Source organism: Streptomyces sp. P5F9 (assembly GCF_057961495.1).
In genome coordinates this window covers 1-11760 of record NZ_JBXVPZ010000308.1, presented here as the reverse complement: position 1 = coordinate 11760, position 11760 = coordinate 1, and the positions used below count along the sequence as shown (strand labels likewise).

The 11760-nt window shown below is 70.2% G+C and carries 13 protein-coding genes; 9 read left to right on the top strand and 4 right to left on the bottom strand.

The features are described from left to right. The 8 genes from AC31A1_RS35365 to AC31A1_RS35330 all read left to right on the top strand — a co-directional run. On the top strand, window positions 1–464 hold a 464-nt coding region (locus AC31A1_RS35365), incomplete at its 5' end, for a nitrobindin family protein (RefSeq protein WP_489657238.1). A 158-nt stretch (window positions 465–622) separates the two neighbouring features. Further along, window positions 623–2020: a condensation domain-containing protein gene (locus AC31A1_RS35360; RefSeq protein WP_489657237.1), complete on the top strand. Its 1398-nt coding sequence runs from the start codon at window positions 623–625 to the stop codon at window positions 2018–2020. Between the two features lie 294 nt (window positions 2021–2314). Next, window positions 2315–3634 carry an ABC transporter substrate-binding protein gene (locus AC31A1_RS35355; RefSeq protein WP_489657236.1) on the top strand — a complete coding sequence of 440 codons (1320 nt, stop codon included), beginning with the start codon at window positions 2315–2317 and terminating at the stop codon, window positions 3632–3634. Beyond that, the gene (locus AC31A1_RS35350) at window positions 3631–4584 is read left to right on the top strand and encodes a carbohydrate ABC transporter permease (protein WP_489657235.1); all 954 of its coding nucleotides are present in this window, start codon (window positions 3631–3633) and stop codon (window positions 4582–4584) included. Before AC31A1_RS35355 ends, AC31A1_RS35350 begins: the two co-directional genes overlap by 4 nt. After that, the gene (locus AC31A1_RS35345; RefSeq protein WP_489657234.1) at window positions 4584–5474 is read left to right on the top strand and encodes a carbohydrate ABC transporter permease; all 891 of its coding nucleotides are present in this window, start codon (window positions 4584–4586) and stop codon (window positions 5472–5474) included. Before AC31A1_RS35350 ends, AC31A1_RS35345 begins: the two co-directional genes overlap by 1 nt. Window positions 5475–5478: 4 nt before the next feature. Further along, window positions 5479–6099: a hypothetical protein gene (locus AC31A1_RS35340; protein WP_489657233.1), complete on the top strand. Its 621-nt coding sequence runs from the start codon at window positions 5479–5481 to the stop codon at window positions 6097–6099. A gap of 124 nt (window positions 6100–6223) precedes the next feature. Next, window positions 6224–6916 (top strand): DJ-1/PfpI family protein, encoded by a 693-nt coding sequence (locus AC31A1_RS35335; RefSeq protein ID WP_489657232.1) that lies wholly within the window; start codon window positions 6224–6226, stop codon window positions 6914–6916. Between the two features lie 29 nt (window positions 6917–6945). Beyond that, window positions 6946–7257 (top strand): hypothetical protein, encoded by a 312-nt coding sequence (locus AC31A1_RS35330; RefSeq protein WP_489657231.1) that lies wholly within the window; start codon window positions 6946–6948, stop codon window positions 7255–7257. Here AC31A1_RS35330 and AC31A1_RS35325 read toward each other — a convergent pair. Beyond that, the gene (locus AC31A1_RS35325; RefSeq protein WP_489657230.1) at window positions 7241–8167 is read right to left on the bottom strand and encodes an ADP-ribosylglycohydrolase family protein; all 927 of its coding nucleotides are present in this window, start codon (window positions 8165–8167) and stop codon (window positions 7241–7243) included. The genes AC31A1_RS35330 and AC31A1_RS35325 overlap by 17 nt on opposite strands. 56 nt (window positions 8168–8223) lie before the next feature. Here AC31A1_RS35325 and AC31A1_RS35320 point away from each other — a divergent pair, with 56 nt between their 5' ends. Further along, entirely contained in the window at window positions 8224–8745 is a 522-nt protein-coding gene (locus AC31A1_RS35320; RefSeq protein WP_489657229.1) for an AAA family ATPase, read from the top strand. 3 nt (window positions 8746–8748) lie between these two features. On the opposite strand, the gene AC31A1_RS35315 is transcribed toward AC31A1_RS35320, so the two are convergent. From AC31A1_RS35315 to AC31A1_RS35305, 3 genes are all read right to left on the bottom strand, one after another. Next, window positions 8749–9933 (bottom strand): acyl-CoA dehydrogenase family protein, encoded by a 1185-nt coding sequence (locus AC31A1_RS35315; protein WP_489657228.1) that lies wholly within the window; start codon window positions 9931–9933, stop codon window positions 8749–8751. A gap of 53 nt (window positions 9934–9986) precedes the next feature. Next, complete coding sequence (locus AC31A1_RS35310) at window positions 9987–11099, bottom strand: MSMEG_0565 family glycosyltransferase (RefSeq protein ID WP_489657227.1); 1113 nt, start codon at window positions 11097–11099, stop codon at window positions 9987–9989. After that, a partial coding sequence (locus AC31A1_RS35305) for a carbon-nitrogen hydrolase family protein (protein ID WP_489657226.1) occupies window positions 11096–11760 on the bottom strand: 665 nt, incomplete at its 5' end. The genes AC31A1_RS35305 and AC31A1_RS35310, both read right to left, overlap by 4 nt.

Genomic DNA, 11760 nt, shown 5'->3' with positions numbered 1-11760 from the left:
CCCCCGTACTCGCCCTCCTGGGCCACTGGCACGGCCGAGGCAAGGGCGAATACCCCACGCTCGCCGGGGACTTCACCTACGCACAGGACGTCACCTTCACCCACGACGGCCGCCCCTTCCTGTACTACGAGGCCCGCGCCTGGATCCTCGACGCCGAAGGCACACCGCTGCGCCCGGCCGCCCGCGAGAGCGGCTGGTGGCGCCTGCAACCCGACGGCCGGATCGAGGCACTGATCACCCAGCCGACCGGAATCGCCGAGATCCTCGTCGGAACCGCCACCGACGGCACGGTCGACCTCGCCACCCACGAGGTCGCCCTCGCCCCCACCGCCAAGAAGGTCACCGCCACCCGCCGCCGCTACACCCTGACCGACGCCGCCACACTCACCTTCGCCCACGACCTGGAAGCCGTAGGACAACCGCTGCAACACCACCTCGCGGCGCGGCTCCACCGCACGGGCTGAAATGGACTGATCAGAAAGCCTGTTCACGGCGTTGCTTTCCGAATATCCGATCGTTGATCTCCTCATGCAGTGAGCGGTGCCCGAGCGGCATGGAGGCATGGATCGACAGTGGTGCCCGGCGGCCTCCCGTGGGCAGGCGAACGGAGAGCCCTGTGCGCATGAGTGACCTTCAGCGGTGCGAGATCCGTCCCGGACGACTCGTCGAGTGGACGCTGCACCCGACGGCCGTGGGGGCGGCGCGGGCCCTCCCGGACGACGCGCGGCCACCGGCGTACGTGCAGGAGTCCCACATCCGTACGGCGCGCTCGGTGCGCGAGGACGGGCTGTTCGTGCCGACCTGGCTCGGTACCGCCTTCGACATGCCGGGGCGGATCGAACTCGACGTGCTCCAGGGTGCGTTGCGGTCCTGGATGCTCCGGCACGAGACGCTGCGCAGCGGCTTCCGGTGGGCCGGCGACGAGATGCGCCGCTTCACCCTGGACGCCGACGCCGTCGCCCTGCACCGAGAGGACGTGGGGGAGTTCGCGGACGCGGTGACGCTGACCCGGTACCTGCAGGACCGTTTCGATGTGACGGCGGACGCGCTCACCTGGCCCAACTTCCTCTTCGCGGCGGTCGTCCGCGACGACGGCACGAGCGTCTACCTCGCCTTCGACCACAGCAACGTCGACGCCTACTCGCTGCACCGCATCGCGGGCGAGGTCCACGAGCTGTACGCGGACGGCCTCGCCGGGAAGGCCGTCGAGTCGGCGCCCGTCGCCAGTTACATCGACTTCTGCGCGGGCGAGCGCACCGACGCCGACCAGATCGACGACACGCACACCGTCGTCTCCCGGTGGCGCGAGTTCATCGCCCGCTGCGACGGCAAGCTGCCGAACTTCCCCGTCGACCTCGGCCTCGACCCCGAAGGCCCGCTGCCCACCCAGAAGTTCCTCCAGGAGATGCTCGTCGACGACGTGGACGCGGCGGCCTTCGAGGCGTACTGCCGCCCCTACGGCGGAAGTCTCGTCGGCATCCTCGCGGCCGTCGCCCTCGCGGCCCGCGAGATCAGCGGCCTCGACGTGTACCGCACCGTCGTCCCCTTCCACACCCGCGCCAAGTCCCGCTGGGCCGACTCGGTCGGCTGGTACGTGGGCGGCGCCCCCATCGAGATCCCCGTGCAGCACGTCACGGACTTCGACCACGCCCTGCGCATGGTCCGCGCCACCCTCCGCGAGAACCGCCCGCTGGCCCGCATGCCCATCGCCCGCGTCCTGCGCCTGCTGGGCGCCGACTTCCGGCCCACGTCCCCCGACCTGTACTCGATCGTCTCCTACGTCGACTCGCGTGCCCTGCCCGGTTCGGAGCGCTGGCAGGAGCTGAAGGCGTACGGACTGATCCGGGTGTCGTACGGCGACCAGGTGTGCGCGTGGGTGACCCGGGTCCACGAGGGCCTGCAGTTCGCGTGCCGCGTCCCGGACAACGTCATCGCGGACAAGAACATGCGGCTGTGCATGGAGCTGGTGCGGGAGCGGCTCGTCGAGGTGGCCCGGCAGGCGTCGGCCGTCCGTCTCTAGCCGCTCCTCGTCCAGTTGGCGAGGCCGCATCCGGCCTGGGGCGTGTACCGACCTGCGAACGCGCGCCCCATGTCCGAACAAACATGGTGCAGCACCGTTGACCGACCGGACGGACGGGACCTACGTTCTCTGCAGGCGAAAGCGCTTGCCATGCCCCCGCCGTTCATCCAGCACGGCCCGATGGGTCGCGCTCTCGTGCCCTGTCGTCCGTCCGTTCCCCCCACTCACTCCCGGACCGGGCAACAACTCCTGACTCAGACAACGATGTCCACGCCCCACTCAGGAGGCATCGCCATGACGCCACCCAGTTTCCGGAGACGAGCTGTCCTCGGCGCCGCCGCGGGCGCCCTGTTCGCCCCCCTTCTCGCAGGCTGTTCCGACGGTGGCGGAGCGAGCACGGCGGCAGGCGGGAAAGTGACGCTCACCTTCGCCTGGTGGGGCAACGACGACCGTGCGCAACGCACCAACGCCGCCGTGGCCCTCTTCGAGAAGCGTCACCCGAACATCACGGTGCGCACCTCCTTCGCCGGCTACCCGGCGTACGTGCAGAAGCTCGCCACCCAGGCCGCGGGCGGCGACCTGCCCGACGTGGCCCAGCTCGACTACCGGCAGATATCCCAGTACGCGGGCAGCGGGACCCTCCTGGACCTCGGCCCCTACGTCAAGAACGGCACGCTCCGGACGGCCGACTTCGACAAGACCCTGACCCGCACGGGTGTCTACGACGGCAAGCAGTACGCCCTCCCGATGGGCAAGGGCACGACCGGCATCGTCTACGACGACACCGTCTTCAAGAAGGCCGGAGTCGCGACGCCCCAGCCCGGCTGGACCTGGGACGACTGGGCGGAAGCGGGCAAGAAGATCACAGGGCTCGGCATGAAGGGCCCCAACGGGCATGCCTACACCGGCCTTTCGGACCTCGGGGTCAACGAGGACGCCTTCGAGACCTGGCTGCGCAGCCGCGGCAAAGAGTTGTACGCCTCCGAGCACCGACTCGGCTTCACCGCCGACGACTTGACCGCCTTCTGGACCTTCACCGACAAGCTGCGCCACGCGGGCATCGTCTCGCAGGCCAGGGACACCGCCCAGGTCGGCGGCGCCGTCGAGGACACCCCGATGGGACGCCGCATCGCGGCGACCGACTTCAACTGGGACGCCCCCTTCCTCGGCTACCCGCCCCTGCTCGGCGACCAGGTCCACTTCGCGCCCGTCCCCACGACCGACGGCAAGGTGGGCCAGTACTTCAAGCCGACCATGCTCATCGGCGCGGGCGCGGGGACCCAACACCCCAAGGAGGCGGCCGAGTTGATCGACTTCCTGCTCAACGACCCCGCCGCGGGCAAGATCCTCGGCGTCACCCGCTCCACACCCCTCAACGAGAAGATCGCCGCGGAGATAGGCAAGACCCTCACCGGCCCGGAAAAAGAGGTCTACGACTACGGGCGCACGATCGCCGCCCACGGCACCTCGGCCCCGCCCATGGCACCACCCCGCGGCGACGTCGTCCTCCAGGTCTCCTTCACCCGCGACTACCAGCGCGTCTCCTACGGCATGGAGAGCCCGCGCGGCGCCGCCGAGGAGTACGTTGCCGAGGCGAAGCGGGAGCTGCGATGACCACCACAGCGACCCCACCGCCCCGCACCACACCCGCCACCGCGACACCACAGGTGAGCCGGAAGCGGGGTCAACGCAGCGGCCCCGCCTACATCTTCCTCTCCCCATGGATTCTCGGAGTCGTCCTCCTGACGCTCGCCCCCATGGCCGTGTCCCTGTATCTGTCGTTCACCGACTACGACCTCTTCGACCCGCCCAAGTGGGTCGGACTGCGCAACTACAGCGACATGTTCACCGCGGACCCGAGGTACTGGCGCTCGGTGGGCACCACGCTCCTCTACGTCGTGGTCGCCGTCCCCCTCAAACTCGCCATCGCACTCGGCGTCGCGCTGCTGCTCAGCAACACCCGCAAGGCCAAAGGTTTTTACCGCTCGGCCTTCTACGCCCCGTCGCTGCTCGGCGCGAGCATGGCGGTCGCGCTGGTGTGGCGAGCCCTCTACAACGACGGCGGCACGGTCGACGAACTGCTGTCCTCCATCGGCATCCACACCGGCGGCTGGGTCTCCGACCCGCACCTCGCGGTGTTCGTCGTCGCGCTGCTCTCCGCCTGGCAGTTCGGCGCCCCGATGGTCATCTTCCTCGCCGGGCTGCAGCAGATCCCGGCCGACCTGTACGAGGCCGCGGCACTCGACGGCGCGGGACGGTGGCGGCGGTTCGTGTCCGTGACGCTGCCCATGCTGTCCCCGGTGGTCTTCTTCAACCTCGTCCTGGAGACCATCCAGTCCTTCCAGGTCTTCACCCCCGCGTTCGCGATCAGCGGCGGCACCGGCGGACCGGCCGACTCGACCGAGTTCTACACGCTCTACCTCTACGAACGAGGCTTCACCGCCTCGCACATGGGCTACGCCTCCGCCATGGCCTGGGTCCTGCTCCTGGCCATCGGCGCGGTCACGCTCGTCCTCTTCAGGACCTCGCGCTCCTGGGTCTTCTACGCCAACGAGGGGGCCTGATGGCCACGACAGTGCCCGACCTCAAGAGTGCCGCCGGCCTCAAGACCGACGCCGGCCGCACACGCACCGCGGCGATCGCGAAACACATCGGCCTGGTGGCCGTACTCCTCGTCCTGCTCTACCCGTTGGTCTGGCTCCTCGCCACCTCGCTGAAGCCGGCGAACGAGGTTCTCACCAGCCTCAAACTGCTGCCGAGCCACATCGAGTGGTCGAACTACAGCACCGCCCTCGACGGAATCAGCGGCGTCTCGATCACCCGTCTCCTCCTCAACTCCCTGCTGATCAGCGTCGGTTCGGTCATCGGGAACGTCGTGTCCTGCTCGCTGGCCGCCTACGCCTTCGCCCGGCTGCGCTTCCGGATGCGGGGCCCGATGTTCGGCTTCATGATCGCCACGATGATGCTGCCGCACCACGCCGTACTGATCCCGCAGTACATCATCTTCAACAAACTCGGTATGGTGGACACCTATTGGCCGCTGATCCTGCCCAAGTTCCTTGCCACAGAGGCCTTTTTCGTCTTCCTCATCGTCCAGTTCATGCGCGGCCTGCCCCGTGAGCTGGACGAGGCCGCCCGTATCGACGGCTGCGGACCGTTCCGCATCTTCTGGTCGGTCGTCCTCCCGCTGACCCGCCCGGCGCTGATCACCACCGCGATCTTCACCTTCATCTGGAGCTGGAACGACTTCTTCACCCAGCTGATCTACCTCTTCGACCCGGAGAAGTTCACGATCACCCTGGCCCTGCGCAATTTCGTCGACCAGTCCAGCACGTCCGCCTACGGCCCGATGTTCGCGATGTCGGTGATCTCGATCGTGCCCATCGTGCTGTTCTTCTTCGCCTTCCAGCGCTACCTGGTGGAGGGCATGGCGACCTCCGGACTGAAGGGCTGAGCCGATGAGTTCCTTCGCGCCCCAACGCCGGGAACCCGGCGAGCTGTTCGGCCCCCGCTTCACCCTCTTCGCCGACATGCTCGCCGTCGGCCTGGCGGCGGCGGTCGCTTCCCTCCCCCTCATCACGGCTCCTACGGCGTTCGCCGCGTCCTGCGCAGTCCTGCGCCGGTCGATCCGCGAGGACCGGCCGGTGACCACGGGGGAGTACATCGCCGAGTTCCGCGCCCATGGAATCCGCCGCGTGCTGCTGGCGGGTGTGACCGTGTTCGCGGCGGTGGCCTTGGTCGTCCTCGATCTCGCACTCGCGGTGGCGGGACTCCCGGGCGCCCGTCTGGTGTCGTGGGCGCTGACCGCTGTCGCGGGGGCGGGACTCGTCGCCGCCCTGCGCGCCGCCGCCGATCCGGAGGTGGCACGCGGCTGGCGCCCGGCCCTGAACCGGGCCGTGACCCGCTCCGCCGCGGATCCGATGGGCTGCGCGCTGATCGTGACGGCGGTCGGACTGTGCGTCGCGTTCGTGTGGATGCTGCCGCTGCTCGCCCTGCTGCTGCCCGGGCCAGTGGCCTTCGCGATCACGGCCGTAGAACTGCGTATCGAGCCTCCGGCCGACCCGGATCCAGGAAGGTGACGGGCGGTGGCGGGATCCCGTCGGACCCTGTCACCGAGCCCTCTGGTTGCCTCCCTCACCCCCTTCTACCGTCGAAGGAGAGGCCGGTGGTCCGCCGGTGTCGCCCTTCTACGGAAGACGCCATATGCACGCCCAGATCGTTCTCTTCGACGGCTTCGACCCGCTCGACGTCGTCGCCCCCTATGAGGTCCTGTACGCCGGGGGCAGCGCTTCGGACGGCGCTGTCACCGTGGAACTGGTCTCGGCCGAAGGCCCGCGGGACGTCGTCAGCGGTACCGGTGCTCTGGTGTTGCGGGCCACCGGCGCCCTCGACCCGGCCCGCTCCGGCTTGGTACTCGTGCCGGGAGCGTCCGGTCGGGTGGGGGAGCCGGGCGAGGTGCCCGACATCGACGCCGGTGGTGAACCGGTGTGGCGGCAGGACGAGTTCATCCCCGTCCTGCTCGGACGCACCCTGACCACCGAACTGCCCGGTCTGCTGAAGGCCGCCATGGACAATCCGCGGATCACCATGGCCGCGGTGTGCGGTGGCTCGCTGGTGCTGGCCATGGCCGGACTCATCGAGGGCCGCAACGCCACCACCCATCACCTGGGCCTGGACATGCTCGACGCCACCGGCGTCCAGGCCGTTCGCGCCCGTGTCGTCGACGACGGCGACCTGGTCACCGGCGCCGGCGTCACCTCCGACCTCGACCTGGGCCTCCACCTGCTGGAGCGCGAGATCGGTCCGCGGATCGCCCACGCCGTGGAGGAACTGTTCGCGTATGAACGCCGGGGCACCACCTGGCGGGCCCAGGGTCCGACGCCTGCCGCCCTGTAGTCGCCGCCCACCACAAGAAAGAACCACTCATGCCCATGGAAGGCGTCTGGGACCTGACCATCGCCACACCCGTCGGCCGCATCGAGCCCGTCGTCGAACTGAGCCGGGAGGGAGACGAGTTCACCGGGGTCGCTCACGGCGTGGGTGAGGAAGTTCCCCTCCGTGACGTCGTCGTCGACGGCGACCGCATCACCTGGAAGCAGGCCGTCACCAAACCACTCCGCCTCAACCTGACCTTCGCGGTCACCGTCGACGGCGACGCCCTCACCGGCACCTCGAAAGCCGGCCGACTCCCTGCCTCCAAGGTCACCGGCCGACGCCGGGTCACCGGGACGGATTGACCTGCTCGGCCCAGCCGCTCCAGGCCGGGATCGCCTCGCGCGCCTCCCGCCACGCGGACGGGACGCCGCCCGTGCCGGTGCGGGCCGCGACGACACCGCCCGCGATCGCGCAGGTCGTGTCCCGGTCGCCCCACCCGGCGACGGTCTGCCACAACGCCTCGGGCAGATCGTCCAGTTGACCGGCCGCGGACCACAGGGCGAACGGCACGGTGTCCGGGGCGGAGATGAGCGTCCCCGAGCCCAGCACGGATGCCGCGTGCCGTACGGACGTCCGCTCGGAGAAGTTCGCGGCGACCAGCAGACCGGAGCGGACATCGCTCTCCGGCACGTGCGAGGCGACCTCCCGCAGGAACTCGTCGCGCGGGGCGGCCTGTTGACCAGCACCGGCGGCCGCCAGCGAGGCGGCGACCGCCACGGCCACCGCCCCCGCGACGGCCTCCGGGTGGGCGTGAGTGGTTAGCGCGGACAGCCGGGCCTGCTCGGCCGCGGCCACCAAGTCATCCCGGAACCACGCCCCGAGCGGCGCCACCCGCATCGCGGCACCGTTGCCGTAGGACCCCTGCCCGCCGAACTGGCCGGTGGTGACCGCCTGCCAGTCCTCGCCGTCGCCGATGCGGCGCAGGATGCCGTGCATGGACGGGCCGTACCCCCGACTTGGGTCCCGCGCGTACTCTGCGGCGAACTCCCGCGCCAGCGCGTCCGGTTGGACCTCGCCGTGGGCCACCAGGTGAGCCAACAGGACGAACGCCATGGCCGAGTCGTCCGTCCACAACCACGGCGCGGGGCGCAGTTCCCGCGCGGCCCACAACTCCTCGGCGGGCTCGTCGGAACGCGTGAACCAGCCGTCGCCGAAGGCGTCGCCCATCACCAGCCCGTCGAGGGAGGCGTGGGCGTGGTGCGGACTGCTCATGGCGGGGCTCCTGCCAATGATCGGTGGGCTCGGCACATCGTAGTTAAGGTGCGTGGATGGAGCGGATCTTGGTGGTCGGGGTGACAGGCGCGGGCAAGTCGACGCTCGCGCGGGCCGTGGGCGAGCGGCTCGGCATGCCGTACCACGAGATGGACGCCCTCTACTTCACCGGCCCCGACTGGACCGTCAACGAGGGCCTGACGGACGACGTCCTGCGCCTCACATCGGAACCCCGCTGGATCATCGACTCGATCGGCTCGCCCGAAGTCCGCGATCTGCTCTGGGAAGAGGCCGACACGGTGATCTGGCTGGACTACGCGAGACGCGTGATCATGCCGCGCGTCCTGCGCCGCTCACTCCGGCGCACGGTCACCCGCGAGACCATCTTCGGCGGCAACAGGGAGACTTGGGCTGGCTGGCTGAGCCGGGAACACCCGGTCTGGTGGGCCTGGTCCCAGCACGCGGGTCGGCGGGGTGAGATCGAACGCCGGACCGGTGACCCCCGGTTCGCTCCGCTCACCACACACCGATTCGCTCAACCCGCCGACACCGAGGCCTGGTTGGCAGCCCTGGGCTGAAGCTCAGAGGAACGGTGTGCCCGCGTCGAGTCCGGCCAGCACGCGGCCGTACAGCTCCAGGTTGGTGGCGGGGTTGACGAAGGAATGCAGGTTGAGAGCGTGCAGGTCCCGTACCGCACGCTGGACGGGGACCTCCCGGTGGAGGGAGGACGCCCCGGACGCGGATGCGACGAGGTCCACGGCTTCCTTGCACAGGCGGGCCGTATAGCCGCTCTGCGCCCGGATCCTGGCCCGGTCCGCCTGGGTGTACGGCTCGTCGTGCTCGGCCCCGGCCTCGATCCGGGCGACGAACTCGCGGGTGAGCAACTCGGCGCAGGAGATCTTCATCGCCGCCTCGGCGGCCTGGAGATGTGTGACGCCCGCCTCGTACTGCCGCTCGTGGAACGTGTAGGTGATGCCCCGATGGTGGATGCGCTCGGTGAACTCCGCGAGGGCCGCCCGGGCGAGACCCAGCGCGTTCGGCGCCGTCCAGGCACAGAACAGCATCAGGACCGGCATCCGGTAGAACGGGTCGTCGGCGTTGGCCTTGGAGGCCAAGTCGCCGCGCAGCAAAGGCCCTACGGGCAGCACGCGGTGCGCCGGCACGAACACATCCCGTGCGACGACGCTGTTGCTGCCGCTCCCCGCCAGCCCCGAGACGTACCAGTCGTCGAGGATCTCCAGATCGGACATCGGTACGGCGGTCCACAGCACCTCGGGTGGGCCGCTCTCGGACTCGACCCGGGTGGTCAGGAGGTGCCAGTCGGCGTTCTGGCAACCGGTGGCGAAGCCCGAGGTGCCGTTGACGACATAGCCGCCGTCCGTCGCGACCGCGAGGGCATCCGGGATGAGCGTGCCGCCGACCCGCACGTCCGGACCGGTGAAGATCTCGTCCTGCGCCTCGTCCGGAAAGAGCGCGGCTATGTACGAACAGCCGGCCTGGATCAGCGCCATGAACCCGGTCGAACCACACCCGGCGGCGATCTCGCTCAACACATCGACCTGCGTACTCAGCCGAGTCTGGTAACCGCCGTACCGCCGTGGGACGTTCATCCGGTAGACCCCGGCGGCCGTCAGCGCCGCCACCACTTCCCCCGTCACCCTTCTCTCCTGCTCGGTGCGCAACGCGTGCTCGCGGACGAGGGGTTGGATCTCCCGCACGCGCTCGACGAGGCCGGCATCTGACGGGGGCGCTGCGGACGGAGCCATGGACGACCTCCGGGCACGACGGGCCCTCACCGTGACGCGGATCGGGCGAGGTGTCAACGCCCTTGTGGACAGGGGGTGTTCACGGGGGAGGAGTTCAGGGAGCGGTAGAAGTCGAGGTGGCTGCGGGCCGCCGCGTCCCAGGTGTGGCGGGCGGCGAGGGCACGTCCGGCGGCGGCGCGGGCGGGGTCCTCGGTCGCGAGGGCGTGGGCGAGTTCGGTGGCCAAGTCCTGGGGAGTGGCGGCGAATTGAGCCGCCGCGCCGAACACCTCACGCAGCACGGGCAGATCCCGCACGACCAACGGGACACCCGCCGCCAACGCCTCCATGGCCGCGAGACCGAAGCCCTCCTTGAGAGACGGGAACGCGAACGCGTCCGCCGCCGCGACCAGCGACGGCAGCTCGTCCTCGTCCACCTGCCCCAACACCACTGGGTCCACGGCGAGTTCGGCGGCCCGCGCCTCCCAACTCGCCCGGTAGTCGCGGTAGTCGAAGAGCGTCTCACCGCCCGCGATCACCAGCCGGACATCGGGACGGGCGGCGCGCAGCAGGGCATAGGCCTCCAGGAGGTCCAGTGAGCCCTTGCGGGGTTCGATGCCGCCGACGGTGAGGATGTACGGGCCGAGGCGGGAGCGCCAACTCGCCTGCGCGGCCGGGTCGGTGGCGGCGAAACGGTCGTAGGCCACACCGTTGGGAATGACCTGCGCCTCGATGCCCCAGCCGGCGGTCAACTCCCCGGCGACGGCTTCCGACACGCAGACGTGCGCGTACGGCTCGACGATCGCGCGCTCGTGGCAGGCGGCCAGTTCGGGGGTGGTGAAGTGGTCGAGGTGGTGGACCGTGCGGACGCAGCGGCCGGCCGCGTTGGCGCTGATGCAGTCCTGGGCGTGGACGACGTCGTAGGGCGTGGGGTCGAAGGCGGTGCGGAGGGTGGCGATGGAGCGGAGGATGCGTTCGCCGACGGTCTCTGCGGGCGGGCCGTCGGGGAACGGGACGATCTGGACGCGGACCGCCGGGTTCACCGGGCGGAAGAAGCCCGCGTCGCCGCCCCGGCCCAGGGTCCACACCGTGACGTCCTCGCCCAGGGCCGCGAGGGCCTCCGCGAGGGCGAGGGTGTGGACGACGCCGCCGCGCGGCTTGGTGGAGTAGCTGAGCAGGGCGATCTTCACGTACGGGACTCCCGGTAGGCGTCGGGGCGGCGCTCGTCGAGGTGGCGCAGGACGCGCCGGGCGCGGTCCGTCTCGGCGGCGACGTCGATCTCGGCGACCGCGAGACCGGCCTTGGACCAGGTGCGGGCGAGGATGTCACCGCCCGGGCCGACCACCTTGGCCTGGCCGAGGAAGCGCATGCCGCCCATCGCGCCGGTCAGGTTGGAGGAGGCCAGGACGACCTGGTTCTCGGCGGCGCGCGACTGGTCGTACAGGTCGAAGAGGCGGGCCTGGCGGTCCTGGGCCATGCGCGGGGCGCGGTTGGTGATGCTGGTGGGCCAGGCGGACAGGCAGGCGAGGATCTCGGCGCCGTCCAGAGCCAGCGAACGGGCCGACTCGGGGAAGGTCTTGTCGTAGTCGATGAGCATGCCCAGGCGGCCGACCGGGGTGTCGAAGGCGTCGAAGCGGTCCCCTGCCGTGTACGCGGCGACCTCGCCGGCCGGGAGGTGGACCTTGCGGTGCCGGCCGAGGACGCCGTCGCCGCTGACGCACACGGCGGCGTTGTAACGCTCGGTTCCGCCGTCCTCGCAGTAGCCGACGCACACCACCATCTCGGCTGCCAGACGGGCGACTTGGAGGATCAGCGGGTCGTCCGGCTTGAGGGCCGGGGGCAGTGTCTGGG